28 protein-coding genes are annotated in these 26,285 nt (G+C 71.5%); 24 read left to right on the top strand and 4 right to left on the bottom strand.

Features of this window, described 5'->3' with window-relative positions:
- The first annotated feature begins 89 nt into the window (after positions 1-89).
- The 7 genes from ASG60_RS05410 to ASG60_RS05385 all read left to right on the top strand — a co-directional run bounded on the left by ASG60_RS05410 (position 90) and on the right by ASG60_RS05385 (position 6,703).
- Positions 90-1,277, top strand: coding sequence for a D-alanyl-D-alanine carboxypeptidase family protein (locus tag ASG60_RS05410; RefSeq protein ID WP_244476581.1), 1,188 nt, complete (start codon positions 90-92; stop codon positions 1,275-1,277).
- Positions 1,278-1,307: 30 nt separating this feature from the next.
- Positions 1,308-2,027: a dTMP kinase gene (gene tmk / locus ASG60_RS05405; protein WP_244474212.1), complete on the top strand. Its 720-nt coding sequence runs from the start codon at positions 1,308-1,310 to the stop codon at positions 2,025-2,027.
- Complete coding sequence (locus ASG60_RS05400; RefSeq protein ID WP_056384468.1) at positions 2,017-3,084, top strand: DNA polymerase III subunit delta'; 1,068 nt, start codon at positions 2,017-2,019, stop codon at positions 3,082-3,084. The genes tmk and ASG60_RS05400 overlap by 11 nt, the downstream gene beginning before the upstream one ends.
- Before the next feature lie 68 nt (positions 3,085-3,152).
- Positions 3,153-4,721, top strand: coding sequence for a methionine--tRNA ligase (gene metG, locus ASG60_RS05395; protein ID WP_056384436.1), 1,569 nt, complete (start codon positions 3,153-3,155; stop codon positions 4,719-4,721).
- A gap of 139 nt (positions 4,722-4,860) precedes the next feature.
- Positions 4,861-5,040: a hypothetical protein gene (locus tag ASG60_RS22500; protein ID WP_156368879.1), complete on the top strand. Its 180-nt coding sequence runs from the start codon at positions 4,861-4,863 to the stop codon at positions 5,038-5,040.
- 6 nt (positions 5,041-5,046) lie between these two features.
- A complete protein-coding gene (locus ASG60_RS05390) occupies positions 5,047-5,826 on the top strand; it encodes a TatD family hydrolase (RefSeq protein WP_056262484.1) in 780 nt (259 codons plus the stop codon).
- 73 nt (positions 5,827-5,899) lie between these two features.
- Positions 5,900-6,703 (top strand): MBL fold metallo-hydrolase, encoded by an 804-nt coding sequence (locus tag ASG60_RS05385; RefSeq protein ID WP_056384435.1) that lies wholly within the window; start codon positions 5,900-5,902, stop codon positions 6,701-6,703.
- A gap of 28 nt (positions 6,704-6,731) precedes the next feature.
- Here ASG60_RS05385 and ASG60_RS05380 read toward each other — a convergent pair whose 3' ends face one another.
- Positions 6,732-7,574 carry an SGNH/GDSL hydrolase family protein gene (locus ASG60_RS05380; protein ID WP_244474211.1) on the bottom strand — a complete coding sequence of 281 codons (843 nt, stop codon included), beginning with the start codon at positions 7,572-7,574 and terminating at the stop codon, positions 6,732-6,734.
- A 442-nt stretch (positions 7,575-8,016) separates the two neighbouring features.
- Here ASG60_RS05380 and ASG60_RS05375 point away from each other — a divergent pair, with 442 nt between their 5' ends.
- The 3 genes from ASG60_RS05375 (at position 8,017) to ASG60_RS05365 (ending at position 10,924) form a co-directional block, all read left to right on the top strand.
- Complete coding sequence (locus ASG60_RS05375) at positions 8,017-8,760, top strand: AlkA N-terminal domain-containing protein (RefSeq protein WP_056384434.1); 744 nt, start codon at positions 8,017-8,019, stop codon at positions 8,758-8,760.
- A complete protein-coding gene (gene ada / locus ASG60_RS05370) occupies positions 8,757-9,911 on the top strand; it encodes a bifunctional DNA-binding transcriptional regulator/O6-methylguanine-DNA methyltransferase Ada (RefSeq protein ID WP_056384433.1) in 1,155 nt (384 codons plus the stop codon). Before ASG60_RS05375 ends, ada begins: the two co-directional genes overlap by 4 nt.
- An 86-nt stretch (positions 9,912-9,997) precedes the next feature.
- Positions 9,998-10,924, top strand: coding sequence for a DMT family transporter (locus tag ASG60_RS05365; protein ID WP_244472924.1), 927 nt, complete (start codon positions 9,998-10,000; stop codon positions 10,922-10,924).
- A gap of 13 nt (positions 10,925-10,937) precedes the next feature.
- Here ASG60_RS05365 and ASG60_RS05360 read toward each other — a convergent pair whose 3' ends face one another.
- Positions 10,938-11,861 (bottom strand): trypsin-like peptidase domain-containing protein, encoded by a 924-nt coding sequence (locus ASG60_RS05360; RefSeq protein ID WP_244476580.1) that lies wholly within the window; start codon positions 11,859-11,861, stop codon positions 10,938-10,940.
- A 353-nt stretch (positions 11,862-12,214) separates the two neighbouring features.
- On the opposite strand from ASG60_RS05360, the gene ASG60_RS05355 reads away from it, so the two are divergent.
- From ASG60_RS05355 to ASG60_RS05290, 14 genes are all read left to right on the top strand, one after another.
- Entirely contained in the window at positions 12,215-14,098 is a 1,884-nt protein-coding gene (locus ASG60_RS05355; protein WP_056168914.1) for a methanol/ethanol family PQQ-dependent dehydrogenase, read from the top strand.
- 162 nt (positions 14,099-14,260) lie between these two features.
- The gene (gene moxJ, locus ASG60_RS05350; protein WP_056384466.1) at positions 14,261-15,145 is read left to right on the top strand and encodes a methanol oxidation system protein MoxJ; all 885 of its coding nucleotides are present in this window, start codon (positions 14,261-14,263) and stop codon (positions 15,143-15,145) included.
- Between the two features lie 83 nt (positions 15,146-15,228).
- On the top strand, positions 15,229-15,822 hold the full coding sequence (gene moxG / locus ASG60_RS05345; protein ID WP_056262480.1) for a cytochrome c(L), periplasmic: 594 nt from the start codon (positions 15,229-15,231) through the stop codon (positions 15,820-15,822).
- Positions 15,823-15,911: 89 nt separating this feature from the next.
- Complete coding sequence (locus ASG60_RS05340) at positions 15,912-16,217, top strand: methanol dehydrogenase [cytochrome c] subunit (RefSeq protein WP_056303966.1); 306 nt, start codon at positions 15,912-15,914, stop codon at positions 16,215-16,217.
- A gap of 205 nt (positions 16,218-16,422) precedes the next feature.
- A complete protein-coding gene (locus ASG60_RS05335) occupies positions 16,423-17,454 on the top strand; it encodes a MoxR family ATPase (protein ID WP_056303964.1) in 1,032 nt (343 codons plus the stop codon).
- Complete coding sequence (locus ASG60_RS05330) at positions 17,451-18,344, top strand: DUF58 domain-containing protein (protein WP_056358684.1); 894 nt, start codon at positions 17,451-17,453, stop codon at positions 18,342-18,344. Before ASG60_RS05335 ends, ASG60_RS05330 begins: the two co-directional genes overlap by 4 nt.
- Positions 18,344-19,267: a hypothetical protein gene (locus tag ASG60_RS05325; RefSeq protein WP_056384432.1), complete on the top strand. Its 924-nt coding sequence runs from the start codon at positions 18,344-18,346 to the stop codon at positions 19,265-19,267. Before ASG60_RS05330 ends, ASG60_RS05325 begins: the two co-directional genes overlap by 1 nt.
- A complete protein-coding gene (locus ASG60_RS05320) occupies positions 19,267-20,331 on the top strand; it encodes a vWA domain-containing protein (RefSeq protein WP_244476579.1) in 1,065 nt (354 codons plus the stop codon). Before ASG60_RS05325 ends, ASG60_RS05320 begins: the two co-directional genes overlap by 1 nt.
- A gap of 265 nt (positions 20,332-20,596) precedes the next feature.
- Positions 20,597-21,217: a hypothetical protein gene (locus tag ASG60_RS05315; protein WP_056168934.1), complete on the top strand. Its 621-nt coding sequence runs from the start codon at positions 20,597-20,599 to the stop codon at positions 21,215-21,217.
- Positions 21,214-22,212: a vWA domain-containing protein gene (locus ASG60_RS05310; RefSeq protein ID WP_056384430.1), complete on the top strand. Its 999-nt coding sequence runs from the start codon at positions 21,214-21,216 to the stop codon at positions 22,210-22,212. Before ASG60_RS05315 ends, ASG60_RS05310 begins: the two co-directional genes overlap by 4 nt.
- Positions 22,213-22,217: 5 nt before the next feature.
- Entirely contained in the window at positions 22,218-22,766 is a 549-nt protein-coding gene (locus ASG60_RS05305) for an SRPBCC family protein (protein WP_056384429.1), read from the top strand.
- Positions 22,766-23,716, top strand: coding sequence for a YncE family protein (locus tag ASG60_RS05300; RefSeq protein WP_056384465.1), 951 nt, complete (start codon positions 22,766-22,768; stop codon positions 23,714-23,716). The genes ASG60_RS05305 and ASG60_RS05300 overlap by 1 nt, the downstream gene beginning before the upstream one ends.
- Positions 23,713-24,321 carry a hypothetical protein gene (locus ASG60_RS05295; protein ID WP_244476578.1) on the top strand — a complete coding sequence of 203 codons (609 nt, stop codon included), beginning with the start codon at positions 23,713-23,715 and terminating at the stop codon, positions 24,319-24,321. The genes ASG60_RS05300 and ASG60_RS05295 overlap by 4 nt, the downstream gene beginning before the upstream one ends.
- Positions 24,318-24,959 (top strand): response regulator transcription factor, encoded by a 642-nt coding sequence (locus ASG60_RS05290; RefSeq protein ID WP_056168945.1) that lies wholly within the window; start codon positions 24,318-24,320, stop codon positions 24,957-24,959. Before ASG60_RS05295 ends, ASG60_RS05290 begins: the two co-directional genes overlap by 4 nt.
- Positions 24,960-24,983: 24 nt before the next feature.
- On the opposite strand, the gene ASG60_RS05285 is transcribed toward ASG60_RS05290, so the two are convergent.
- Both ASG60_RS05285 and ASG60_RS05280 read right to left on the bottom strand, forming a co-directional pair.
- Positions 24,984-25,598, bottom strand: a complete 615-nt coding sequence (locus ASG60_RS05285; RefSeq protein ID WP_056262467.1) for a flavin reductase family protein — start codon at positions 25,596-25,598, stop codon at positions 24,984-24,986.
- 5 nt (positions 25,599-25,603) lie between these two features.
- Positions 25,604-26,167 (bottom strand): nitroreductase, encoded by a 564-nt coding sequence (locus tag ASG60_RS05280; RefSeq protein WP_056262464.1) that lies wholly within the window; start codon positions 26,165-26,167, stop codon positions 25,604-25,606.
- Between the last annotated feature and the right edge of the window lie 118 nt (positions 26,168-26,285).

Here is a 26,285-nt window from a genome sequence, read left to right as displayed (position 1 = left end):
TGTATCGTCACGCTTGATCACTGGTGGGGGCCGGTGATCGGGGTGACGAGATTCTGGCGTCGAGTGGTGTGAGGCGAAAGATGCGCGCGATGGTTCTTCACGCGAGCCGGACGGCCCTGGTCTGCGGCCTGCTCGCCGCCTCCGCCTGGGGCGCCCTTGCCCAGAGCTTCCAGTCGGCGGCGCCGCACGCGATCCTCATCGATGCCGATTCCGGCTCGGTGCTGTTCGAGAAGGGGGCCGACGAGCCCTTCTCCCCGGCCAGCATGGCCAAGCTGATGACCACCGAGATCGTCTTCAACGAGATCCGGCAGGGCCGGCTCACCATGGAGTCCGAATTCCAGATCACCGAGGACGCGTGGCGCCGGGGCGGGGCCGGCGGCGGTGGCTCCTCGATGTTCGCCCAGCTCAACAGCCGCATCAAGCTGTCCGACCTCCTGCGCGGGCTCATCGTCCAGTCGGGCAACGACGCCGCCATCGCGATCAGTGAGGGCATCGCCGGCTCGGAAGAGAATTTCGGGCGGATGATGACCAACCGGGCCCGCGAGATCGGCCTGTCGCGCTCGACCTTCCGCAACGCCACCGGCTACGCGGCGCCCGACCAGAAGGTGACCGCGCGGGACCTCGCCAAGCTCGCCCTGCACCTCATCGAGACCTACCCCGACCTCTACAAGATGTTCGCCGAACGCGAGTTCACCTGGAACAAGATCAAGCAGCAGAACCGCAACCCGCTGCTGGCGCTGGACATCGGCGCCGACGGGCTCAAGACCGGCTACCTCGAGGAATCCGGCTACGGCCTGACCGGCTCGGCGGTGCAGAACGGCCAGCGCCTGATCATGGTGGTGAGCGGCCTCAAGACCGCGCGCGACCGGGCCGCCGAATCCCGCAAGCTGGTGGAGTGGGGCTTTCGCGCCTTCGAGCCGCGTCAGGTCTTCGCCGCCGGCGAGACCGTGGCGGAGGCCTCCGTCTACGGCGGCGCGCAAGGAAGCGTGCCGCTGGTGGCGAAGAAACCCGTGCGGGTGCTGCTGCCGCGCGGCACCGGCGACAAGATCACCGCCAAGGCGGTCTATGACGGGCCTCTCGTCGCCCCCGTACAGGAGGGCAAGGTCGTGGGCCGCCTGCGGATCATGCGCGGCGACATCCAGGCCCTCGACCAGCCGCTCTATGCCGGCGCCGACGTCCCGGCCGGCACGATCCCGCAGCGGGCCCTCGACGCGGCCCTGGAGGTCGGCACCGGCCTGTTCCGCCGCGCCTTCGAGAAGGCCGGCGCCAAATCGTGACGGACAGCGAGTCGTGACGGAAGACAGGTCTTGACGGAAGGCGCGACAGGGATCGGCGCGACGGGGGCGTTCATCACCTTCGAGGGCGGGGAGGGGGCGGGGAAATCCACCCAGGTCCGGCGCCTCGCCGAGCACCTGCGCGCCCGCACCGGCCGCCCCGTGGTGGTGACGCGCGAGCCCGGCGGCTCGCCCAAGGCCGAGGCGATCCGCGCCGCCCTGCTCGCCGGCATCGCCAAGCCGCACGGCCCATTCGCCGAGGCCCTGCTGTTCTCCGCCGCCCGCATCGACCACCTCGACACCCTGATCCGCCCGGCCCTGGCCCGGGGCGAGACCGTGCTGTGCGACCGGTTCGCGGATTCGACCCGGGCCTACCAGGGCGCCGCCGGCGGCCTCGATCCCGCCCTCGTCCTCGGCCTGGAGCGCGTCGTCGTCGGTCCGACGCGGCCCGACCTCACCCTGATCCTCGACCTCGACCCGGCGCTCGGCCTCGCCCGCGCCGCCAAGCGCTCGGACGCGGCACCCGACCGGTTCGAGGCCGAGGCCCTCGAGTTCCACGCCCGCCTGCGCGCCGCGTTCCGCGCCATCGCCGAAGCCGAGCCGGAGCGCTGCGCCATCGTCGACGCCGGTGCCGACCCCGAGGCGGTGGAGGCGGCGATCCGGGCGGCCGTGGCGGCGCGGCTGCCCTTGCTTCTCGGCGAGGGGCATATCAGGGAGGGACATACCAGGGAGGGACATGGCGATGCGGCCTGAACGCCTGCCCGAGGATGTCGAGCCGGGCGACCTGCCCCACATCCCCCGCCCCCGCGAGCAGGCGGGCCTCGTCGGCCATACGGAGGCCGAGGCCGCCCTCGTCGCCGGGATCGCGTCCGGGCGCCTGCACCACGCCTGGCTCATCGGCGGCCCCCGCGGCATCGGCAAGGCGACGCTGGCCTACCGGATGGCGCGCTGGCTCATCGCCAATCCGGAGCCTGGCGCCGTGCCTCGGACGTTCGACGTCGATCCAGGGCACCCAGCCGCGCGGCATGTGGCTGCCCTATCGCACTCGAACCTCGTGAGCTTGCGCCGTACGCGACCACCGACCGCTAAAACCATGGCGACGAAGATCTCCGTGGATGCCACACGCGACGCTTTGGGACTCTTCAACAAGATTGCCGGAGACAATGTCGGCTACCGCATCTGCATCGTCGACAGCGCCGAGGACCTCAACGCCAACAGCGCCAACGCCCTCCTGAAGATGGTGGAGGAGCCGCCGCCCCGCTCCCTGTTCCTCATCGTCAGCCACGCGCCGGGCCGGCTTCTGCCGACCATCCGCTCGCGCTGCCGGGCCCTGACCCTGCGGCCGCTGCCCGAGGCCGAGGTCGCCCGGGTTGTGGCGGGCTTTCCCCCGCCCTTCGTCCAGCCCGAAGCCGAGGCGCTGGCCCGGGCCGCCGCCCTGTCGGAGGGCTCGGTGGCGCAGGCGATGGCGATGCTCGATCCCGCCACCGCCAACCTCGTCGCGGAAGTCGAGACCCTCCTCGCCCGCCTCGACCACCCGGACTGGCGCCGCATCCTGGCGCTCGCGGAGAAGCTCTCGGGCCGCGACTCCGACGACCTGTTCGCCGCGAGCCTCGACACGGTGTTCCGCTTCGTCTCGGCCGAACTCGACCGGCGCGCCCACGAGGGGCCGGCCCGCCTTGCGGCCCTGGTCGAGGTGTGTGACAAGATCGCCCGCGCCGCGCGGGAGGCCGCGACCTACAATCTCGACCGCCGGCCGCTGGTCCTGTCCCTGTTCGGAGACCTCGCCGGCGCCCTGCGCGCGGCGGCCTGAACCGGACGGACGTCCTGCGAGTCTTCGTCCTGTGATCCCATGAACCCAGCCTCCGGGGATACTTCGACGTGACCGACCCGGCCTCCGAAAAAACCTTCGGCCTCACCACCGCGATCTCCTACCCCAACGGCGCCCCGCATATCGGCCACGCCTACGAGGCGATCGCCACGGACGCCATCGCGCGCTTCAAGCGCCTCGACGGCTACGAGGTGCTGTTCTCCACGGGCACCGACGAGCACGGCCTCAAGATCCAGCAGGCCGCCGCCAAGGCCGGGCTGTCGCCGCGGGCCCTCGCCGACAGCATGGCCGGCCTGTTCGAGACCATGGTCAAGGCCCTCAACTGCTCGCACGACCGCTTCATCCGCACCACCGAGCCCGTGCACTACGCCGCCGCGCAGGAACTCTGGCGCCGGATGGAGGCCAACGGCGATATCTACCTGTCGAAGTATTCCGGCTGGTACTCCGTGCGCGACGAGGCCTACTACGCCGAGGACGAGACCGAGATCGGCCCCGACGGGGAGCGCCGGTCGCGCGAGACCGGCACGCCCGTGACCTGGATGGAGGAGGAGAACTTCCTGTTCCGCCTCTCGGCCTATGGGGACCGGCTGCTGGCCCTCTACGAATCCCAGCCCGATTTCATCGGCCCGGAGACCCGGCGCAACGAGGTGGCGAGCTTCGTACGCTCCGGCCTCAAGGACTTCTCCGTGAGCCGCACGAACTTCGACTGGGGCGTGCCGGTGCCGGGGCATCCCGACCACGTCATGTACGTCTGGGTCGACGCGCTCACGAACTACCTCACGGTCACGGGCTTCCCGGACGAGGCGGACGCGCGCAAAAAGTTCTGGCCCATGGACCTGCACGTCATCGGCAAGGACATCGTCCGCTTCCACGCGGTGTACTGGCCGGCCTTCCTGATGTCGGCCGGACTGCCGCTGCCCAAGCGCGTCTTCGGTCACGGCTTCCTGCTCTCCAAGGGCGAGAAGATGTCGAAGTCGCTGGGCAACGTCGTCGACCCCATGGACCTCATCGCCACCTACGGCGTCGACCCCGTGCGCCACTTCGTCCTGCGGGAGGTACCCTTCGGCGGCGACGGCAACTACTCCCACGAGGCCATCGTCATCCGCACAACGGCGGACCTGTCCAACGGGCTCGGCAATCTCGCCCAGCGTTCGCTCTCGATGATCGCCAAGAACGTTTCGGGATTGGTCCCGGAGCACGGCGACCTCACCGAGGACGACCGGGCGCTCCTGGCCCTGGCCGACGCCCTGCCGGGCGCCGTGCGCGATGCCATGGACCGGCTCGCGCTCCACACGGCGCTCGCCGAGATCTGGGCCGTGGTGACGGCCTCGGACCGCTATTTCGACGCCCAGAAGCCCTGGGTCCTGCGCAAGACCGACCCGGCCCGCATGGCCGCCTCCCTCTACGTGGTGGCCGAGACCCTGCGGGCCATCGCCATCCTGGTGCAGCCGTTCATGCCGGATTCGGCGGGGAAGCTCCTCGACCTGCTGGCCGTTCCGGGCGACCAACGCCAGCTCGCCCATGTGGGGGAGGGCGGTCGCCTCGTGCCCGGCACGCCGCTCCCCGCCCCCGTCGGGCTGTTCCCGCGCTTCGTCGAGCCGGCGGCCAGTGTGGGGTGATGCGGGGGTCGAGGCCGCCGTTCCAGGATGAGGTTTCGCGCGGGCCCCCTCCCTTGGAAGGAGAAGGAGCCTGCCGCGACCGCTTTATCCGAAGCGATCAAACAGCTTCGGCATCACGTGTCCATCCAGGCTCGAGATCGTGAGGTTCGATAGCCTCGATGCGATGTTGCCTGTCGAGCCCCTCAGCTCGGCCTACAACGCGCTGAGCGACGAGGAAGCCGCCAGCCGCGCCGCGGCCGATCCGGACGCTGGTGTGATTCCCGTAGGCTTCTGGGAAACAGTTGCGCCCGTCGCATTTCCGTCCGCAAAGAAACCCTGAGCAACAATGCTGGTCGACAGTCACTGCCACCTCGATTTCCCCAACTTCGCCGAGGACCTGCCGGGCGTCATCGCCCGCGCGCGCGCAGCGGGGGTGACCCGCATGGTCACCATCTCGACCAGGGTCGCGAAGGCGGAGACCTACGCGGCGATCTCCGAGGCCCATCCCGAGATCTGGCACACCATCGGCACCCACCCGGACGGGGCCGGGGACGAGCCCGACGTGCCGACGGAGACGATCGTGGCCCTGAGCCGGCATCCGCGCTGCGTCGGCATCGGCGAATCCGGCCTCGACTTCCACTACGACAACGCCGCGCCGGAGGCCGTGCAGGAGCGGGTGTTCCGCCGCCACATCGCGGCGGCGCGCGAGACCGGCCTGCCCCTGGTGATCCATTCCCGCGACGCCGATGCCGAGATGGAGGCGATCCTCGTCGACGAGATGGGGCAGGGGGCCTTCAAGGCGGTGCTGCACTGCTTCTCGTCGGGCGCCCGCCTCGCCGAGGTCGGGGTCGATCTCGGCCTCTCCGTGTCGTTCTCCGGCATCGTCACCTTCCGGCGCTCGCACGAACTGCGCGCCATCGCCCTCAAGGTGCCGCGCGACCGTCTGCTGGTGGAGACCGACGCGCCGTTCCTGGCGCCCGAGCCGCACCGGGGCCGCACCAACGAGCCGGCCTACACCGCCGACACGGCGCGGGCCCTGGCCAAGACCCTGGAGATGGAGTTCGACGCCTTCGCGGCGCTCACCACCGCGAACTTCCACCGCCTGTTCCACAAGGCCGCCGCCTGAGCGGGCAGGGGACAGGCGAGGGGGGCGTGACATGCCCCTCCCCCCTCCGATACCAACGGCAGCGGAGGTGGCGATGGGTTCCTTGACGGTGACGATCCTCGGCTGCGGCTCGTCCGGCGGCGTGCCCCGGGTCGCCTATGGCTGGGGCGCCTGCGACCCGGCCGAGCCGAAGAACCGGCGGCGGCGCTGCTCGCTCCTCGTCGAGCGCGGCCCGGAGACCGGGCGCACCAGCGTCCTCGTCGACACCGCGCCGGACCTGCGCGAGCAGCTCATCGGCGCGGGGGTGACGCATCTCGACGCGGTGCTGTTCACCCACGCACATGCCGACCACACCCACGGCATCGACGACGTCCGGCCCCTCGTGCTCCACATGCGCCGGCGCATTCCGGTCTATGCCGACGCCCTCACTCGGGCGCTCCTGGAGCGGCGCTTCGGCTACTGCTTCGAGACCCCGCCGGGCAGCGAGTATCCGCCGATCCTCGACATGAACGATCTCGTCCCGGGCGAGACGGTGGAGGTCGGCGGGGCGGGCGGCGCGGTGACGGCCCTGCCCTTCGCCATGGAGCACGGCAACGAGGCGGCGCTCGGATTCCGGTTCGGCCCGGCGGCCTACGCACCCGATGTCAGCCTGATGCCGGCGGGGTCCCAGGCGCACCTGCACGGTCTCGACCTGCTGATCATCGACGCCCTGCGGGAGACGCCGCACCCGACGCACTACTCGGTCTCGGACGCCCTCGCCCTCATCGAGACGGTGCGGCCCCGCCGCGCCATCCTCACCAACCTCCACACCGACCTCGACTACGCCACCCTGGCGCGCAAGCTCCCGCAGCACGTGGTGCCGGCGTATGACGGCTTGCGGGTGACCGTGGACGTGTGAGCGGCGGCGGAGGAGGGTGGTCCCGGGATCAGTTGCGGGCCGGAGTCTCGTCCGGCAGGCCGGCACTCACTAGGATCTGCGTCATGGCCGCCTTGGCGAGGTGGTTGTAGCCCGCATCGGTCATGTGGAGGCCGTCGGGGCCGATCATCTGCGTGGGCGTGAGCAGGCCCTTGGCCACCCAGGCGCGCATCATGGCGTTGCGCCGGATCACCGGAACGTCGAGTTCGCTGGCGACGGCGTGCAGGGCGGTGCCGTAGAGCTCGGATCCGGCGGTGCCGGACAGGCGCTTGCACCATTGCTGGTCCATGAGGATCACGTCCGCCCCCGTGGCGCGGATCGCCAGGATGCCGGCCCGGGTCAGTTCGGCGAAGCGCTCCACGCTGACGCCGGTCATCGGGTCGTTGCTGCCCGTCTGCCAGATCACGAGATCGGGCTTGTCGGCCAGCACGTCGCGTTCCAGGCGCCGGGCCATGGCCTCGGCATCGTCGCCGCCCTTGCCCCGGTTGAGCACGGTGACGAACTGGTGGTCCGAGGCGGCCTTGTCGAGCCGCGACTCGAGATCCTCCTGCAGCTGCGCCGGATAGGTCGCGGCCGGGGAGGTGGCGCCGATGCCCTCCGTCGAGGACGAGCCGAACGCCACGATGCGGATATCCGCCCCCTTGGCCACGAGGCCGGCGAGGCGCGGCAGACGCGCCAGGGTGCGGGCGTGAAGCGCGGGACGCACCGTCTTGGGCTGCGGGATCGCGGTCTCCGCGTCCAGTCCGGCATGGACCGCATGCACGGGAACGGGCTCGGACCGGGCCGGCGCACAGAGCGCCACCAGGGCGAGGCCGAGCATCGGGATGACGGGAAGGCGTGCGGGGATCGGCATCACATTCGCTTCGGTAACGGTCTGCGCCCGGGGCGGTGCAGCCGTGTAGCACCCCTTGTGAGCCGGGATTATGACGAAGGCGAGGGCGTTTAGCGCCTCCTGTGCCACAACCGGACAGGATTGTTCGGGTTATGCGCCGAAGTCGGCGGACAGAATGAATTCAACGTTCACGGGTCGAGGAGCCCGCCGATCGGGTCGGGACGCCTGGGGTACGAAGGCCCCCCTGCCCCTGATTCCCTAGCTCTAGGTTCCATAATATATCTTATGCGAACGGCGTTCGGAAGGTGGGAAAGCGCCTTGGGGCGACTTCGGGTAGTGTCGGCGCGGTTTCGAGGGCCAAGTTTCGAGGGCCAAGTTTCGAGGTCCGCCCCGCCGTGCCGTCCGTCGCCCTGCCCTACACCCCGCCCTACGACTGGCCGGCGATCCGCGACTACCTGGTGCCGTGCCGGCGGTCCTGGCCCGCCTTCGGCCGATGTTCGACTGCGATGCCGATCCGGCGGCGATCCGCATGGGCCTCGCGGAAGATCCCCGTCTGGCGCGTCGCGTCGCGGCCCGGCCGGGCCTGCGCGCGCCCGGCGCGTGGGACGGGTTCGAACTGGCCGCGCGCGCCATCCTCGGTCAGCAGGTCTCCGTGGCGGCGGCGACCCGCCTCGCCGGCCGGCTGGTGGCCGCCTTCGGCGCGCCGCTCACGGACCCCACCGACCCGCCGGGCCCGAGCCACGTCCTTCCCTCGAGTGACGTCTTCCCGACGCCAGAGCGGCTGGCGGGGGCCGACATCGCGGCGGTCCTCGGCATGCCGCGTGCCCGGGGGGAGGTGGTCCGGACCCTGGCGGCGGCCGTGGCGGAGGCGCCCGGCCTGCTGGCGCCGGGCCAGCCGCCCGAGGCGGTCGTCGCCGCCCTCAGGCGCCTGCGCGGCATCGGCGACTGGACGGCGCAGTACATCGCGCTCCGGGCCCTGCGCGCGCCCGACGCCCTGCCGGCGGGCAACCTCGCCCTCCTGCGCGCCCTCGACGACGGGGGCGGGCGGCCGAGCTCCGCCGGTCTGCTGGCCCGATCGCAGGCGTGGCGGCCGTGGCGGTCCTACGCCGTGCTCCACCTCTGGGCGAGCGAGGGGCGACCGGAACGGAATTCGGCAGCAAGAACCGGGATGCGCCCCCGGCCCGAAGGCGCCAGGGTAGGGGCATGACCGGTCCCGTTCCCAGCCGCTCCCTCCCCGCTCCCCCGGACGATGCCCCGGCCGCCATCGACGACGCGTGCTGGGCCGCCGTCGCCGCCCGCGATCCGGCGGCCGAGGGGCGCTTCGTCTACGCCGTGCATACCACCGGGGTGTATTGCCGGCCGGGCTGCGGTGCCCGCACCCCGCGCCGGGACAACGTGAGCGTCCACGCCACCCCGGCGGCGGCCCGCGCGGCGGGGTTCCGCCCCTGCCTGCGCTGCCGCCCGGACGATCCGCCCCGGGCGGAGCGTCACGCCGAGGCCGTGGCCCGCGCCTGTCGCCGCATCGGTGAGGCGGTGGAGCCCCCTGCCCTCGCGGCGCTCGCCCGGGCGGCGGGCTTGAGCCCGTTCCACTTCCACCGCGTCTTCAAGGCCATCACCGGCGTGACCCCGAAGGCCTATGCCGGGGCCGTGCGGGCCGAGCGCCTCGCCGCTGCCCTGCCCGCGGCCGGCACCGTGACCGAGGCGGCCTATGCGGCGGGCTACGGCACGGCGGGCCGATTCTATGCCGCCGCCGGCCAGCACCTCGGCATGACGCCCGGCGCCTTTCGGAAAGGCGGGGCCGGGGTCGCGATCCGCTTCGCCGTGGCGGCCTGCGCCCTGGGTTTCGTCCTGGCGGCGGCCACCGAGCGGGGCCTCTGCGCCATTCTCCTCGGCGACGATCCCGAGACCCTGGCGCAGGATCTGCGGGTGCGCTTCCCCCGCGCCGACATCACCGGGGCGGATGCGGACTTCGCCGCGTGGCTCGCCGCGATCGTGGCTTTCGTGGCGGCCCCGCAGGGCGGCCTCCCCCTGCCGCTGGACATCGGCGGCACGGCTTTCCAGCAGCGGGTGTGGGCGGCCCTGCGCGCGATCCCGCCGGGGCGCACGGCGACCTACGCGGACATCGCCCGAGCCATCGGCCGGCCCGCCGCCGTGCGGGCCGTGGCGCTGGCCTGCGCCGCCAACGCCCACGCCGTGGCGATCCCCTGCCATCGGGTTTTGCGCACCGACGGCGCGCTCTCCGGCTACCGCTGGGGCGTGGCGCGCAAGGCCGCGCTTCTGGCTCGAGAGAGTGCGGGATCGGACCCGCCGGGATCGGACCCGCCGGGATTGGACCCGGCGGGATTGGACCCGGAGTGACCGGCCCCGCCATGCGTGCGCCACCCTTGTCCGCGCGGCCGGAGCGGGGGAAGAGGGGGCCGGCCAATGGAGACACCCCCGGTTTCGTGAGCGTGACACCCCCCGCCTCCCCTGCCCCGCACCGTCCGGCGCCCCTTTCCGCCTACCCGCTCCTCGTCGGCACCATGCTGCTGTGGGGCGGCAACGTGGTGGCGGGCAAATGGGCCGTGGGCGAGGTCTCGCCGCAGGTGCTCACCTGCCTGCGCTGGGCCATCGTCTGCGTCGTCCTGGCCCTGCCGGCCCGGCCCGGGCTCGTCGCCGAATGGGGGCGGCTCAAGCCCCACTGGGCCTACGTGCTGCTCATGGGGGCGTGCGGCTACACCCTCTACGCGAGCCTGTTCTACGCCGCCGGCGGGTTCACCACGGGGATCAACATCGCCCTGTTCCAGGGGGCGATCCCCGTGCTCGTCATCCTCATCAACTACGCCGTCCACCGGGTGGCCGTGACCGGGGCGCAGGCGCTCGGCGTCGCCGTGACCCTCGCCGGGGCGATGGTGGCCGCCACCCACGGCGACTGGCGCGTCCTCACCCATTTCGGGTTCAACCGCGGCGACGTGCTCATGCTCGGCGCCTGCCTGTTCTATGCCGGCTACACCGTCGCGCTCTCCGCGCGCCCGAAGGTCTCGGGCCTGACCTTCTTCACCGCCATGGCGCTCGCCGCCTTCCTCACCGCCCTGCCTCCGCTCGCCGCCGAATGGGCGCTCGGCCACACGGTCTGGCCGACGCCGACGGGCTGGCTCATCGTCGCGTTCGTGGCGCTCGGCCCGAGCCTCGTCGCCCAGCTCGCCTTCATGCGCGGGGTCGAGCTCATCGGCCCGAACCGGGCCGGCCTGTTCGTCAACCTCGTGCCGATCTTCGGCGCGGGCCTCGCCATCCTCCTCGTCGGCGAGCCCTTCCGCTGGAACGACGCCCTGGCGCTGGCCCTCGTCATCGGCGGCATCGCCATCGCCGAGCGCCTCGGCCGGCGGCGCTGAGGGCGCAGGACCGTCAGGGGGCCGCCACCGCCTTGCGCAGGGCGGCGAGAAGCTCGCCCTCGAAGGCCAGGGCCGAGCCGTAGTGGAACTCGATGTCGAACGGCTTGCGGGCGTTCATGGACAGGGAGGCGCTCTGCATGGCCACGAGGCGCCCGGCCTCGTCGAACAGGCCCGAGCCCGAGCCGCCGAAGCCGTCGTTGCAATCGTGGCGCAGGCGCCGGATGCCGCCCTCGCTCGGCGGATCGACCTGCCGGACGGCGCAGGCTTCGAGGCTCGCCGGCCCGCGGTAATTCTCGTGTCCGCCGGGCGAGACCATGACGATGGGCAGCCGCATCGGCCCCTCCCCCAAGTCCGGCGCCGCCGGCATCGGCTGGGGCCGCACGCCCTCGGCGGGCCGGACCAGGCGCAGGATCGCCCAGTCGTCGGTGATGTGGAGCGCCTGCAAGGCCGGCACCGCCCCGAGCTGGATGCTGCCCGGCACGAAATCGTAGTTGCGGCCGCCGATCTGGAAGAAGCAATCGGCCACCTCCCGCGTGGTCTCGAGGCGGCGGTTGCGGAAGTTGTGGGCGTTGAGCACCACCACGGAGGGGTCTCCGATGAGCCAGGCGGCGGCGGCCTTGCGGGGAATGCCGTCCGGCCCGTGGCAGAACAGCACGCCCGCCCCGGGATAGCGGTCGATGTCCGCGCCCGTGAGGTCCCGGCGCCCGTCCCGGGGATAGAGGGCGGCGAGGTCCTGGGCCTCCACCCGCAAGACACCAGGCAAGACACCGGGCAAGACACCGGGCAAGGCACCGAGCAGCAGCACCGCCCAGGGCATCAGCGCGGCGATGCGGCGGGCCGCCCCGACCGGAGCACCCGCGATCCCCCGTCTCCGTGCAGCCCAGAGGCGCCACGTCCGGATGCGCCACGTCCAGGTCCGCCAAGCCCTCGGCGCCATCGGCCCTCGCCCCCTGATCGGCCCGTTCGCCCGGGCCGTTGCGACAGTCGTGCGATGCGCCAGGGGGACGGTCAAGCGTCGGGACGCCGCTGCGCGATCCTCATGCTGAACTTGCCGAAGTTGCCCGGCTAGAAATGTCGGATCGTCTAGAGACTTTGCTGCATGAAGATGGCTAGAAATAAGGGCTGAAGGAACAGTAATAAGCTTCTTATAAGACTTAGATAGTCTGATAAAAGCTTAAGAGGGCAGCGGTTCTTCTAAGAGCGGCGGCGCCAATGTTCCGAAACGGCGGGAGAAACAGCCACGCGCGACCGCAGGGTCGATAGACGGGGCGGCAGCTGAGGAGACGCACGATGATGAGGTACTTGAGTTCCGTGTCGGTGCTGGCCGTGATGGCCCTGGCGCCCATCGGGATGGCCACCAGCGCGGCCGCCAACGACAAGCTCGTCGAGATGTCGAAGAGCGACGAAAACTGGATCATGCCGGGCAAGAACTACGACTCGGACAACTACAGCAAGCTCAAGCAGATCAACCGCGACAACGTCAAGCAGTTGAAGCCGGCGTGGACGTTCTCCACCGGCCTGCTCAACGGTCACGAGGGCGCGCCCCTGGTCGTCGACGGCAAGATGTACATCCACACGTCTTTTCCGAACAACACCTTCGCCCTCGGCCTCGACGATCCGGGCCTGATCCTCTGGCAGGACAAGCCGAAGCAGAACCCGGCCGCCCGTGCGGTCGCGTGCTGCGATCTCGTGAACCGCGGCCTCGCCTACTGGCCGGGTGACGGCAAGGTGCCGTCCCTCATCCTGAAGACGCAGCTCGACGGCAACGTCGCCGCCTTGAACGCCGAGACCGGCGAGACGGTGTGGAAGGTCGAGAACTCCGACATCAAGATGGGCTCGACCCTGACCATCGCCCCCTACGTGGTGAAGGACAAGGTGATCATCGGGTCGTCCGGCGCCGAGCTCGGCGTGCGCGGCTACCTCACCGCCTACGACGTGAAGACCGGTGCCCAGGTGTGGCGCGCCTACGCCACGGGTCCCGACAAGGACCTGCTGCTTGGGCCCGACTTCAACGTGAAGAACGCCCATTACGGCCAGAAGGGTCTGGGCACCTCCACCTGGGAGGGCGATGCCTGGAAGATCGGCGGCGGCACCAACTGGGGCTGGTACGCCTACGATCCCGGCACCAACCTGATCTACTTCGGCACCGGCAACCCGGCGCCGTGGAACGAGACCATGCGTCCCGGCGACAACAAGTGGACGATGACCATCTTCGGCCGCGACGCCGATACGGGTGAAGCCAAGTTCGGCTACCAGAAGACCCCGCACGACGAGTGGGATTACGCCGGCGTCAACGTGATGATGCTGTCGAACCAGAAGGACAAGGACGGCAAGGATCGCAAGCTCCTCACCCATCCGGACCGCAACGGCATCGTCTATACCCTCGACCGGACCGACGGTTCGCTCGTCTCGGCCAACAAGATCGACGACACCGTCAACGTCTTCAAGTCCGTCGACCTGAAGACCGGCCAGCCGGTGCGCGATCCCGAGTACGGCACCCGGATGGACCACCTCGCCAAGGACGTCTGCCCCTCGGCGATGGGCTATCACAACCAGGGCCACGATTCCTATGATCCGGAGCGCAAGCTCTTCTACATGGGCATCAACCACATCTGCATGGACTGGGAGCCCTTCATGCTTCCGTACCGCGCAGGTCAGTTCTTCGTCGGTGCGACGCTGAACATGTACCCCGGCCCGAAGGGTGACCGTCAGAACTACGAGGGTCTCGGCCAGATCAAGGCCTACAACGCCATCACGGGCGAGTATAAGTGGGACAAGATGGAGCGTTTCGCCGTGTGGGGCGGAACGATGGCCACCGCCGGCGACCTCGTATTCTACGGAACCCTGGACGGCTACATCAAGGCGCGCAACGCCGACAACGGCGACCTTCTGTGGAAGTTCAAGCTGCCGTCGGGCGCCATCGGTTACCCGATGACCTACAGCCACAAGGGCGATCAGTTCGTCGCCATCTACTACGGCGTCGGCGGATGGCCAGGCGTCGGCCTGGTGTTCGACCTGCAGGATCCGACCGCCGGCCTCGGCGCGGTGGGCGCCTTCAAGAAGCTCGCCAACTACACCCAGATGGGTGGCGGCGTGATGGTGTTCTCCCTGAACGGCAAGGGTCCGTACGACGATCCGAACGTCGGCGAGTACCAGACCGCCGCCAAGAAGTAAGTCTCTAGACCAACAGAGGACTCCGCCGGCCTCAAGGCCGGCGGGGTTCGCCCCGCCCTGAGATTTCGCGCGCGAAGGCCAACGGGAGGACACGCCATGTCCTGACCCGAGATATGCCGCCGTCGCGCAGCCCAGAAAACAACCGAACAACGGATGTCCCCCATGTCGCTCGTCACCGGACGTCGCCGCGCGGCGCTGGCCGCCTCGCTCTCGGCCGGCGCGCTCCTGGCGCTGGGTTTCGTGTCCTCCGTTCATGCGGCCGAGGACGTGAAAGCCTCGGCCCCCGCCGACGACAAGACCCTTCGCGTCTGCGCGGCGGTGCAGCCGCCCCTCTCCATGAAGGACGGATCGGGCCTCGAGAACCGGATCGCGAGCGCCGTGGCCGAAGCCATGGACCGCAAGGTCCAGTTCGTCTGGTCCGAGAAGCCGGCGATCTACCTCGTCCGCGATGGGCTCGACAAGAAGCTCTGCGACGTGGTGGTCGGCCTCGACAGCGACGACCCGCGCGTCCTCGTCTCCAAGCCGTACTATCGCAGCGGCTACGTCTTCATCACCCGCGCCGACCGCGACCTCGACATCAAGTCCTGGGCCGACCCGCGCCTGAAGAGCGTCGACCACATGGTGGTCGGCTTCGGCACCCCCGGCGAGGCGATGCTGAAGGATATCGGCCGCTACGAGGAGGACATGGCCTACCTCTACTCGCTGGTGAATTTTCGCGCCCCGCGCAACCAGTATACGCAGATCGACCCGGCCCGGATGATCAGCGAAGTCGCCGGCGGCAAGGCCGACGTCGCCGTGGCCTTCGGGCCCGATGTGGCCCGCTACGTCAAGGATTCGAGCACGCCGCTCCGGGTGACGCCGGTGCCCGACGACACCGTGCGCAGCGACGGCCAGAAGATGCCCCAGAGCTTCGACCAGTCCATGGGCGTGCGCCGGGACGACACCGCCCTGAAGGCCGCCCTCGATGCCGGGATCGCGAAGGCGAAGCCCCAGATCGAGGCGATCCTGAAGCAGGAAGGGGTGCCCCTCTCCGTCGCTTCGAACTGATCCGCGCCAGCCCCGGGCCGCTCGCAGGGGCGGCCCGCCCAGAACCCGACCGGTCGGTCGGAGAACCCCATCAGAGCGATTTCATGCGTCATCTCAAAGGCCTTCTGGCCGGATTCGTCGGCCTCGGCTTCGCGGCCGCCGGGCTGTCCGCCCTCGCGCAGCCGGCCTCCGGCCCGCAGAGCGGGTTCGTGTTCCGCAACACCGTGACGGGCGAGCAGCTCGACGTCTCCCAGGGCAAGGAGGGCGGCCGCGACACGCCGGCCGTGAAGGAGTTCTTCCAGACCGGCAAGAACCTCTACATCGACGACAAGTCCTGCCTGCGCAACGGCGAGTCCCTGTTCGCCACCTCGTGCTCGGGCTGTCACGGGCATCTGGCCGAAGGCAAGCTCGGGCCCGGCCTGAACGACAATTACTGGACCTACCCGTCCAACACCGAGGATACCGGCCTGTTCGCCACCATCTTCGGCGGCGCCAACGGCATGATGGGTCCGCACAACGAGAACCTCACCCCCGACGAGATGCTGCAGACCATCGCCTGGATCCGCCATCTCTATACCGGCCCGGTGAAGGATGCGGTCTGGCTCAGTGCGGACCAGAAGAAGACTTACACCCCCTACAAGCAGGGTGAGACCTTCCCCACGGACGTGAAGGGCCAGTGCAAGCCGCTGGAGAACTAGCGTCCCTGGGAAGCCACGCCGCGCCTCGACCGCGCGGTGAACGATGAGCGGCCCACGCGCCGCGCCAACCATAAACGGAGGAGACGAACATGCGGACGTTCATTTTTGCGGTGGCGCTGGGGACTGGCGCGGTTTTGGCCGGCGCGGTGCTCGCTGCCCCGGCGATGGCCTACGACGGCACCAAGTGCAAGGCCGCCGGCAATTGCTGGGAGCCCAAGCCCGGCTTCCCCGAGAAGATCGCCGGCTCGAAGTACGATCCCAAGCACGATCCGAAGGAACTCAACAAGCAGTCCGAGTCGATCAAGGGCATGGAAGAGCGCAACGCCCGTCGCATCGAGGCCGCGAAGAAGTCCGGCAAGTTCGAATACGACGTCACCAAGCTGTCGGCGAACTGAAGCCACGACGCGCCCTTGCCTATCCGCGACCGGCGCGCCGACCCCTCTCCCCGCTTGCGGGGAGAGGACCGCAGACACCCTGTCGTGTCTGCGGTGAGCGAGAGGCGAAGCCGAAGCGAGGGGGGCGCTCGTAGACCCCGTCGAGGTTCCACCCCTTGGATGCCGTGCACCCGCTTCTCATAAAGTAAACCAAGGCCCCCGCGTGATGAACGAGACCCGCCCCGGCGACGCGATGCTCACCGATTGGCGCGAGGCCGCCGGCCGGTTCGAGCGGGCCGTGGGCGGCGCCGTGGTCGGCCAGGCGCGGGCGATCCGCCTCCTCACCATCGCGATCTTCGCCCGCGGCCACGTTCTGCTGGAGGGCGATGTCGGCGTCGGCAAGACCACCCTGCTGCGGGCCGTCGCCCGGGCGCTGGGCGGCGCCTACGAGCGCGTCGAGGGCACCGTCGACATGATGCCCACCGACCTGATCTACCACACCTACCTCGCCGAGGACGGGCGCCCCCGCGTCGAGCCCGGGCCGGTGCTGCGCCGGGCCGAGGACCTGTCGATCTTCTTCTTCAACGAGATCAACCGCGCCCGGCCCCAGGTGCATGCCCTGCTCCTGCGCCTCATGGCCGAGCGCAGCCTGAACGCGTTCAACCGCGAGTACCATTTCCCCAACCTGCAGGTCTTCGCCGACCGCAACCGCGTCGAGCGCGAGGAGACCTTCGAGCTGCCGGCCGCCGCCCGCGACCGCTTCCTCATGGAGATCGGGATGGAGGCCCCGCGCGACGCCGAGAGCCGCCGCGCCCTGGTGTTCGATCCGCGCTTCCACGACACCGACACCCTCATCGCGGGCATCGATGCCGACGTTCTCGATCACGCGGCGATCCCCGGCATCGCCCGCGCGATCCAGCACGGCATCCAGGCGAGCCCGTCCATCGAGACCTACGTCGTCGGCCTGTGGGAGGCCCTGGTGCGGCCGGGCTCCGCCGGCATCCGGCTCCCCGGCATCGACATGGAGGCCCTGGTGCAGGGCGGGGCCTCGCCGCGCGGCGTCGCCTTCCTCGTGCGCGCCGCCAAGGTCCGCGCCTGGCTGGAGGGCCGGGAATGGCTGGTGCCCGAGGACATCCGCGCCGTGTTCCCCGAGGTGATGGCCCACCGCGTCTTCCTCGAACCGGTCTACGAGATGCGCCGCGCCACCCTCGTGCCCGAGCTCTGCCGCGCCGTGTTCGACACGGTGCCGGCCCCATGACGGTGCTGGATGCGGCGCCGGCCGATGCCGCGCCGGCCGATGCCGGCCCGGAGGCCGACATCGTCTACCGGCCGCGCGGGCGGGTGCCCGGGACGGCGGTGGGTGCCCATCGCGGCCGCGACGCCGGGGGGCTCGGCACCTTCCGCGATCAGGTGCCGTTCCTGCGCATGCCGGATGCCCGCCGCATCGACGTGCGCGCCACCCTGCGGGATCCGTTCGAGGGCACCCATGTGCGCCGCTTCGAGAGCCGAACGGCCATCGAAGTCTGGGCCCTCGTCGATCTCTCCGCCTCCATGCGCTACCGCGGCGCGGCCGACCGGATGGCGCTCGCCGCCGCCCTGTGCGGGGGGCTCGCGGCGTCGGCCACCCGCATCGGCGACGGCTTCGGCCTCATGGGCTGTGACGGGACCTTGCGGGAGGACGTGTCGATGCCCGCCACCCGCCGGCGCGGGATCGGCGCCTCCGTCCGGGCCCGCCTGCTCGACGCACACTGCACCGGCGCGCGGGCCGACGGCATGCGCGAAGCCGCCCGCCGCCTCGTCGGACGCCCCAAGATCGTGTTCGTGGTCTCGGATTTCCGCTGGCCCGAGGCCCTCGTCGCCGAGGTCTTCGCCTCCCTCGCCCGCCACGACATCGTGCCCGTGGTGCTGGCCGACGCCTCCGAGGACGAGGATCTGCCCGCCTGGGGCCTGATGGAACTCAACGACCTCGAGGGCGCCGGGCGCCGCACGGTGTTCATGCGCCCGGCGCTCCGCCGGCGCTGGCTCGCCCACGAGCGGGCCCGCGCCGACACCCTGCGCCGCATCGCCATGACCTACGGCCGCCCGCCGTTCCGCCTCGAAGGGCGCTTCGAGGCCGACGCCCTCACCCGCCACCTCATCGGGACGTGATGCGCGGTCTTAACCCTGTTCTGGTGGTCCTCCTCGCCGTGTCGGGCGCGGCCGAGGCTCAGGTGCGCACCGTCGAGGTTCGCGCGCCGCGCGCCTTCGGCTACGTCCTCGGCGACCTCGTGCGGGCGCAGGCCGACATCGTCGTGGATGCGGGCTTCACCCTCCAGAGGGCGTCCCTGCCGCAAGCCGGCTCCCTGGCCTACTGGCTCGACCTGCGCGACCTGCGCGTCGAGGACTCCGTCGCGGGCGATGCCCGGCGGGTGCGGATCTTCCTGACCTACCAGAACTTCTATGCCGCCCTCGACGCCCGCGCCCTGGAGATCCCGGGCTTTGCCGTGACCTTCGAGAGCGCCAGCGCGCATGGCGCCACCACCACGACGGCGCAGGTTCCGGCCTGGCAGTTCACCATCTCACCCCTACGGGAGGTGGTGCCGCCCGCCCGCGAGAACCCGGCCGACTATATGCGGCCCGACGGGCGCGTCGCCGCCGTCGATGTACAGCCCCTGTGGTGGCGGGCCGGAGGCGTCGCGGCCCTCGCCCTCCTGGCCTTCGGGGCGCTCGCCCGCGACCGGGCCTGGGGGCCGTTCCGGGCCCGGCGCGGGCGCCCGTTCGGCGCCGCCCTGGCCAGTCTGCGCCGCCTCGCGCGCCGCCCCGACGCGGACGCCGCCTACGGGGACGCCCTGCGCGCGCTCCATCGCGGCCTCGATGCCACCGACGGCCGCCGGGTGCTGGCCGACGACCTGCCGGGCTTCCTCGCCCGCCACCCCGCCTGCCGCCCGGACGCGGCGGGTTTGCGCGACCTGCTCGCCGCCTCGCGCCTCGCCTTCTTCGGTCCCGGCCCCGCCGCCGCCCGCGCCGCCCTGCCCTGGCCCCAGCTCGAAGCCCTGGCCCGGCGCCTCGCCGCCGCCGAGCGGGCGGCGTGATGGGCGGCGCCACCCCAATGGAAGCCCTGTCCCGGTTCGCCGTCGACACCCCCCAGGTCCTGTGGCTGCTGCCGCTGGCCCTGTTGCCGTTCCGGGCGTCGGCCCAGCGCGTGGTGCCGGTGGCGGCCCTCGACGCCGGCCCGGCCGACCCGCTCTCGCGCGCCATCGGCTGGGCCCTGCGGTTCGCCGGATTCCTGGCGCTCGCCGGCCTCGTCGTCGGCATCGCCGGCCCGTATCACCGGGGCGAGACGGTGACCCGCACCGGAATCGGCGCCCAGGTGTCGATCCTGGTCGACCGCTCGGGCAGCATGAACGAGACCTTCGCGGGGCGTCAGCCGTCCGGCGCCGAGGAATCGAAGGCCGCCGCCTCCCGCCGGCTGCTCGGCGACTTCGTCGGCAGCCGCGCCCACGACCAGTTCGCCGTGACCGCCTTCTCCACCGCCCCCATGCTGGTGGTGCCGATGACCGACCGGCACGAGGCCGTGCGCGCCGCCATCCGGGCCATCGACCGGCCGGGCCTCGACTACACCAACGTGGCCCGTGGCCTCGCCATGAGCCTGTCCCAGTTCGGGGCCCAGGGCGGGACCGTCTCGCGGGCGCTGCTCATCGTCTCCGACGGTGCGGCGGTGATCGATCCGCGCGTCCAGGGCACCCTGCGGGCCGAGTTCGCGAAGATCCGGCCCAACCTCTACTGGCTGTTCCTGCGCACCAAGGGCTCGCCCTCCATCGCCGACAAGCCCGCCGGGGAGGACACGCCCCAGGCGGCGCCCGAGCGCCACCTCGACCTGTTCTTCAAGAGCCTCGGCACGCCCTACCGCGCCTTCGAGGCGGAGGGCCCAGAGGCGGTGGCCGCCGCCATCCAACAGATCGAGGCCCTGGAGCGCGACCCCATCCCCTACACCGAGCAGCGCCCGCGCCGCGACCTGTCGTGGGTGGCCTTCGGGGTGGCGCTGCTCGGGCTCCTCGTCCTCGTGGCGGGCAAGCTCGCGGAGGCGGATGTGCGGCGCGGGCGCAGGGGTATTCCGCAGGTGGCCGAGGCTCCATCCGAAAGGATCGCCGCATGAACCCGGCTCTGCATCGTTTCACGACGCTCGTGAGCATCCCCCTCGCCCCGCTTGCGGGGAGAGGGTTTCGGACCCCTTGCCGGGGCCGAAACGAGGCGGCAGCCGAAGGTGAGGAGGCCGCTCCGCCCGAGGCTCGTCCGGCGAGACCCCCTCACCGTCGCTTCGGCTTCGCCTTCGCTCACCGCAGGCACGACGGGGTGCCTGCGGTCCTCTCCCCGCCTGGCGGGGAGAGGGGGACGCGCCCTATCGCCGTGGAGGCCACCCGATGACGGCGCTCGCCTTCCCCACCGAACGCGCAGGCCCCCTCCTCCGCGCCCGCATCGTCAACACCCTCCGGCGTGCCCGGCCGCGCCTGCTCCTCGCCCTGCCGGTGCTGCTCGGCCTCGCGGCCCTCGGGTTCGGCGTCGCGGCGTGGCGGGTGGCGCGCGACAACGCCGCGATCGGTGCCCTGCAGGCCGGGCGCGACGTGCCCGTGGGGACGGACGCCTCCGCCCCCCTGCTGCTCGCCCGGGTCCAGCACCTCGCCCGGCGCGGCCTGCCCGAGGGGATCGAGCCCCTCGTCGAGGCGCTCGCGCGGGCCGGCGACACCGACCGGGTGGCGCGCGCCCGCTACGCGTTGGCCAACACCCGCCTGCGGCAGGCCTTCTCCCATCTGGAGCGCGGCGACCTCGACCCGGCCGGGCCCCTCATCACCCTGGCGCGCCAGGATTACCGGCGCGCCCTGCAGAACGCGCCCGACCTCTGGGACGCCAAGTTCAACCTCGACGTCGCCTCGCGCCTCCTGCGCGACTTTCCCGAATTCGACCGCAAGACCGGCGACGAGCTGAAGGCCGAGCCGAAGCAGATCTGGACCGAGGTCCCGGGCCTCCCCAGGGGGGCACCATGAGGGTGCATCTCGCCCGCAACCTGCGCGACGGCCGGTTCCAGGCCCTGGCCGGGGCGGCTTTCCTCGTCGTCCTCGCCCTCGTGCTGCCGGCCGTGCCGCTGACCCGGACCGGGGTCTCGGTGCTGGCCGTGGTCGACATCACCGGCAGCATGAACGTGCGCGACTACGCGAGCGCCGACGGCAAGCCAGCGAGCCGCCTCGACACGGCGCGGGGGGGCCTGCGCGACCTCGTCACCGCCCTGCCCTGCGGCTCGCAGGTGGCGCTGGGCCTGTTCACCGAGCGCCGGCCGTTCCTCCTGTTCACGCCCATCGAGGTCTGCGCCGATTTCGCCCCCCTCGACGGAGCCCTGGCGGCCCTCGACTGGCGCATGGCCTGGGAGGGCGACAGCCGCATCTCCGCCGGCCTGTTCCGCGCCGTGGAGATGGCGGCCAGCCTCGATACCGACCTCCTCTTCGTCACGGACGGGCAGGAGGCGCCGCCCCTGCCCAGCACGGGCGGGCCGCGCTTCGAGGGCAAGCCCGGCGCCGTGCGCGGGCTCATCGTGGGGGCCGGCGCCTACGCCCTGTCGCCGATCCCGCGCTACAACGACCGCGGCCGCGAGATCGGCTTCTACGGGTCGGGCGACGTCCAGCAGGAGAACCGCTTCGGCCCGCCCCCGGCCGATGCCGAGAGCCGCGAGGGTTACAACCCGCGCAACGCCCCCTTCGGCGGCGTCGCCGCCACGGGCAACGAGCACCTCTCCTCCGTGCGCGAGCCCTACCTGAAGACCCTCGCGGGCGAGACCGGCCTCGCCTACGTCCATCTCGAAGGCCCCGGCGGACTGGCGGCTCCGCTCCGTGCCGCCGCGACCCCGCGCCCCCTGCCCGGCCGCCTCGACCTGCGCCCCGTCCTCGGCGGGGCCGCCCTGGCGCTCGTCCTCGCCGCCTTCCTGTTTCCCATGGTGCGCGCCCTCCCCTCGGGTCGCGCACGCGCCCTCACCCTGAAAAAGGCCTGATCCGTATGCGCCTCGTCGCCCCGACCGTGTTCCTCGCCCTGTTCGCCCTCGCCGCCCCGGTCACCCCCGTTTTGGCCCACGGCCCGACGCCGCAGAAGGTCGACCAGTCCGTCACCATCGCGGCCAAGCCCGAGGCGGTGTGGAAGGTGGTCGGCACCTTCGCGGCCATCGACACCTGGCACCCCGACGTCGCCAGGAGCGAGGCCGTCGACGGCAACGCCGCCGGGGGAAGGCGCAAGGTCACCCTCAAGAACGGCGGCACCCTCGACGAGGGCCTCGACGAGATGAACGACAAGACCTTCACCTACTCGTACCGCCTGTCGGATGCCGACCTGAAGGCCCTGCCGGTCTCGTCCTACTCGGCCACCCTGACGGTGACGCCCGACGGCGACGGCTCCAAGGTCGAGTGGCTCGGCCGGTTCTACCGGGGCGACACCGGCAACGAGCCGCCCGAGGAGCTGAGCGACGCGGCAGGCAAGACGGCGATGAACGCCTATTTCGGCAATGGTCTGAAGGGTTTGAAGGCCAAGGTCGAGGGTGGCAAGGTTAAGTGATCGGGCGGGTCTCCACGCTCGCCCTCGCGGCCCTCCTCGCCGGCGCGGTCTCCGGCCCGGCCTTGGCGGAGAAGGGCTTGGCCCAAACCGTCTACGCGGTGAGCCAGGAGGGCGGCACCCTGACGCCGGTGGCGCCGTCGGGGGCGGCGATCCCCGTGGGCAAGGGGCCGGCGCAGGTGGCGGCGGGGCCGGACGGGCGGCTCTACCTCGCCCATTCGGACACCCATACGGTGTCGGTGGTCGACGGGCCGAGCGGCGCGGTGCTGGCCCGCCTGCCCTTCGCGGGCCAGCCCTTCGGCGTCGCCGTGGCCCCGGATGGCCGGAGCCTGTTCGTCGGCGACTGGTCGGGGGCCCGCGTGGTGCGACTCTCCACCGCCACGGGTGCGGTGGAGGGCAGCGTCGGCGTCGGGCGCGATCCGGCGGGTCTCGTCCTCGACACGCGCGGCCGCCTCTACGTCGCCGACCGCGAGAGCCGTCAGGTCAGCGTGGTCGACACCGCGACCATGACCCGGATCGCCACCGTGCCCGTCGGCGAGGGACCGTTCGCCCTGGCGCTGAACCCGGCGCAGGACCGGCTCTACGTCGCATGCGTGCGCAGCGGCGACCTCCACGCCATCGACACCGCCACCCTGACGATCGTCGGGCGCGCGGCCCTCGGCGGCATGCCGTACGGCGTCGCGGTGAGCGGTGACGGCGCGCGCATCCTGGTCACCAACCAGCAGGCCGGCACCCTCGTGGTCCTCGACGCGGCCCTGACGCCCGTCGCGACGATTCCCGTGGGCCGCTATCCCGAGGGCGTGGCGGTCTCGGGGGACAGGGCCTTCGTGGCGAACTGGTTCTCGGATTCCGTCTCGGTGATCGACCTTCACACCCTCGCGGAGACGGCGCGGCTGCCCGTTGGCGAGGGACCGCGCGGCCTCGCCGTTCTGATGTCGAAGGAGATCCCATGACGGAGCGGCGGCGGCCTGCGCCCTTCCGGCGGCTCGCTCTTTGCCTCGTGCTCGGGCTCTCGGCCTGCGACAAGCCGGAGGAGCCCGCTGAGGCGTCGCGCGCGCCGGAGGAGCAGACGGTGGTGGCGACGAGATCGGATGCGGACATCCCGCCCTGGCTCTCGCCGACGGATGCCATGGAGCCGGCCCGCTGGCTCGCCAGCCGCGAACTCGGCCGCCCGGTGCCCGAGGTCGGATCAGGGGCCGATCACCTGCGCCACAGCCTCGCCCGCGCCAAGGACGCGTTCATCGAGGATCCCCGCATGGTGGCCAACCGCACGGTGCAGCTCGGGCAGATGCTGGTCGAGGCGGGCACGCCCGAGCCCTATGCCGACCTCCTCGACGGCCTGGAGGCCGTGGCGGCGGTGACCACGCGCAAGCAGCTCTACGGCGAGATGTGCCAGCAATACTACAACACCCGCCGGCAGGGCGCCGACCGGGCCACCGCCCTGGCCCGCCTCACGGAGCGCTACGCCGCGCAAGGAAGCGGGGACGACAGGGGGGGCGGGGATCACGACGGGAACGACAGATCAGGCCCGACCCCCGCTCCCGGGGCGGCGCGATGACGAGCGTCCTCATCGTGGACGACCATCCGGTGATCCTGCGGGGCTTCCGCCGCATCATGGAGGATGCCGGGGTCGAGACCGTCCACGAGGCCACCGACATCGTCGGCGGCTACCGCCTGTTCCACCGCCTGCGGCCCGGCATGGTGGTGGCCGACCTCACCTTCCGCACGGGGGCGCTGGCGGGCCTGTCGCTGATCCGCCAGATCCGCGCCCTGGAGCGCGACACCCGCATCCTCGCCTTCAGCATGCACGACGATCCCGTGATCGTGTCGCGTGCCCTGGAGAGCGGGGCCACGGGCTACGTGTTGAAGGACGTGCCGGCGGCGCAGTTCCACGCGGCGTTCGAGACCGTGCGGGCCGGGCGGAGCTACCTCGACCACGACCTCGCCACCCGCGTCGCGGTGCTGGGCCTCGCCGGGCAGCGGGCGCCGCTCGCCGACCTCACGGCCCGCGAACTCCAGATCCTGTCCCTGCTCGGCCGGGGCCAGTCCTACCAGACCATCGCGGACGGCCTCGCCGTGAGCTACCGCACGGTGATCGGCGCCTGCGCCAGCCTGCGGCACAAGCTCGGCGTGCGGACGCTCGCCGAACTCATCCACGTGGCCGTCTCGCAGGGCGAGGGCGGCCTGACGCGGTGAGGCGCCTCCTCTGACGGGGCCGAGTTACCGGCCCCCGCCGCCCGCCGGCCGCTCGAGGGAGAAGCGCGTCTCCGGCTCGGCGGTGAAGTAGTCGAAGGCGCCCGCGCGCAGGATCGGCCGCATCGCTCCGGTGTCGACGACGCCGTCCACGATGAAGGCGTCGTCGATGTAGATCGACACCACCTGCCCGATCACCAGGAAGTGGTTCGCGTCCCCGCCGCCGAGCGGCGTCAGCGGCACCGTCTGCACCCACTTGCACTCGATGGCGGCGGGCGATTCCCCCACCCGTGGCGGCCGCACATTTCGCGATGGGACTGGCGTGAGACCCGCGAAATCGAACTCGCTCTGCCCGCGCGGCAGCGGGGCCGAGGTGGCGTTCACGGCCTCCCGCAGGGCGTAGGTGGCGAAGTTGCACACGAACTCGCCGCCCTCCTCCGCGAAGGTCATGGCGTCCTTGCGGCCCGAGGACGAGAACATCACCATGTCGGGGCCCGAGGCCACGGCGTTGAAGTACGAATAGGGCGCCAGGTTCACTTCACCGGCCCGGTTCATCGCGCTGATCCAGCCGATGGGACGGGGCGCGACGAGGGCCTTCAGGGGATTGTGCGGCAGGCCCTTGGTCTCGGAATCGTAATGCATGGGGCTCAGATCCGGGTGACGATGTCGGACAGCACCGGCCGGGGCCGGTCGCCCGGAACCTCCTGGGGATGGCCGATGTGGATGAAGCCCGCGAGCTTCTCGCTCGGGGCGAGCCCGAGGGCGTCGAGGACGCGCCGGTCGTAGGCGTACCATTCCGTCAGCCAGGACGTGGCGTAGCCCGCCGCGTTGGCGGCGACCACGAGGTTCATGCACACGGCGCCCGCCGACAGCACCTGCTCCCATTCGGGGATCTTCACGTGCGGCCCGGCGCGGGACACCACCACCACCACCACGGGGGCGTGGGCGAGGCGGGCCCGCTCCAGATCGAGCCGGCCGGAATCCGCCTCCGGATGGTCGGCCGCGTAGGTGTCGGCGATGACGGTGCCGATTCGCACCCGCGCCTCGCCCGCGATGACGAGGAAGCGCCAGGGCGCGAGCTTGCCGTGGTCAGGCACCCGGGCGGCCAGCGTGAGGAGCGCGTCGAGTTCGGCCGGCGCCGGGCCGGGGCCGTCGAGGCGCATCGGGGGCACGGAGCGGCGGGTGCGCAGGAGATCGAGGGTGGCGTTCATCGAGACCTTTTGCGAGACCTTTTGGGAGGGATGAGGCGGAGTCCGTTGGAGTCTTGCGGTGCTGCGCGTGATCTAGCATGGATCTCGGGCCGAGAACGCCGGTCATGCCGTCGCCACG

Origin of the sequence: Methylobacterium sp. Leaf469 (assembly GCF_001424745.1) — a bacterium.
Classification (GTDB): domain Bacteria; phylum Pseudomonadota; class Alphaproteobacteria; order Rhizobiales; family Beijerinckiaceae; genus Methylobacterium.
Note: the sequence above shows the minus strand (reverse complement) of the source record. Positions and strands in the feature narration are given on the sequence as shown.

What these genes read in the sequence shown, in the direction of transcription:
- ada (WP_056384433.1), top strand. Translation starts at nt 8,757, where the DNA reads ATGACCGGTCCCGTTCCCAGCCGCTCCCTCCCCGCTCCCCCGGACGAT.
- ASG60_RS05385 (WP_056384435.1), top strand. Translation starts at nt 5,900, where the DNA reads ATGGGTTCCTTGACGGTGACGATCCTCGGCTGCGGCTCGTCCGGCGGC.
- moxG (WP_056262480.1), top strand. Translation starts at nt 15,229, where the DNA reads ATGCGTCATCTCAAAGGCCTTCTGGCCGGATTCGTCGGCCTCGGCTTC.
- moxJ (WP_056384466.1), top strand. Translation starts at nt 14,261, where the DNA reads ATGTCGCTCGTCACCGGACGTCGCCGCGCGGCGCTGGCCGCCTCGCTC.
- ASG60_RS05285 (WP_056262467.1), bottom strand. Translation starts at nt 25,598, where the DNA reads ATGCATTACGATTCCGAGACCAAGGGCCTGCCGCACAATCCCCTGAAG.
- ASG60_RS05390 (WP_056262484.1), top strand. Translation starts at nt 5,047, where the DNA reads ATGCTGGTCGACAGTCACTGCCACCTCGATTTCCCCAACTTCGCCGAG.
- ASG60_RS05400 (WP_056384468.1), top strand. Translation starts at nt 2,017, where the DNA reads ATGCGGCCTGAACGCCTGCCCGAGGATGTCGAGCCGGGCGACCTGCCC.
- ASG60_RS05380 (WP_244474211.1), bottom strand. Translation starts at nt 7,574, where the DNA reads ATGCCGATCCCCGCACGCCTTCCCGTCATCCCGATGCTCGGCCTCGCC.
- ASG60_RS05340 (WP_056303966.1), top strand. Translation starts at nt 15,912, where the DNA reads ATGCGGACGTTCATTTTTGCGGTGGCGCTGGGGACTGGCGCGGTTTTG.
- ASG60_RS05295 (WP_244476578.1), top strand. Translation starts at nt 23,713, where the DNA reads ATGACGGAGCGGCGGCGGCCTGCGCCCTTCCGGCGGCTCGCTCTTTGC.
- ASG60_RS05320 (WP_244476579.1), top strand. Translation starts at nt 19,267, where the DNA reads ATGGGCGGCGCCACCCCAATGGAAGCCCTGTCCCGGTTCGCCGTCGAC.
- ASG60_RS05355 (WP_056168914.1), top strand. Translation starts at nt 12,215, where the DNA reads ATGATGAGGTACTTGAGTTCCGTGTCGGTGCTGGCCGTGATGGCCCTG.
- ASG60_RS05290 (WP_056168945.1), top strand. Translation starts at nt 24,318, where the DNA reads ATGACGAGCGTCCTCATCGTGGACGACCATCCGGTGATCCTGCGGGGC.
- ASG60_RS05315 (WP_056168934.1), top strand. Translation starts at nt 20,597, where the DNA reads ATGACGGCGCTCGCCTTCCCCACCGAACGCGCAGGCCCCCTCCTCCGC.
- ASG60_RS05305 (WP_056384429.1), top strand. Translation starts at nt 22,218, where the DNA reads ATGCGCCTCGTCGCCCCGACCGTGTTCCTCGCCCTGTTCGCCCTCGCC.
- ASG60_RS05410 (WP_244476581.1), top strand. Translation starts at nt 90, where the DNA reads ATGGTTCTTCACGCGAGCCGGACGGCCCTGGTCTGCGGCCTGCTCGCC.
- ASG60_RS05335 (WP_056303964.1), top strand. Translation starts at nt 16,423, where the DNA reads ATGAACGAGACCCGCCCCGGCGACGCGATGCTCACCGATTGGCGCGAG.
- ASG60_RS05330 (WP_056358684.1), top strand. Translation starts at nt 17,451, where the DNA reads ATGACGGTGCTGGATGCGGCGCCGGCCGATGCCGCGCCGGCCGATGCC.
- ASG60_RS05280 (WP_056262464.1), bottom strand. Translation starts at nt 26,167, where the DNA reads ATGAACGCCACCCTCGATCTCCTGCGCACCCGCCGCTCCGTGCCCCCG.
- ASG60_RS05325 (WP_056384432.1), top strand. Translation starts at nt 18,344, where the DNA reads ATGCGCGGTCTTAACCCTGTTCTGGTGGTCCTCCTCGCCGTGTCGGGC.
- ASG60_RS05360 (WP_244476580.1), bottom strand. Translation starts at nt 11,861, where the DNA reads ATGGCGCCGAGGGCTTGGCGGACCTGGACGTGGCGCATCCGGACGTGG.
- ASG60_RS05310 (WP_056384430.1), top strand. Translation starts at nt 21,214, where the DNA reads ATGAGGGTGCATCTCGCCCGCAACCTGCGCGACGGCCGGTTCCAGGCC.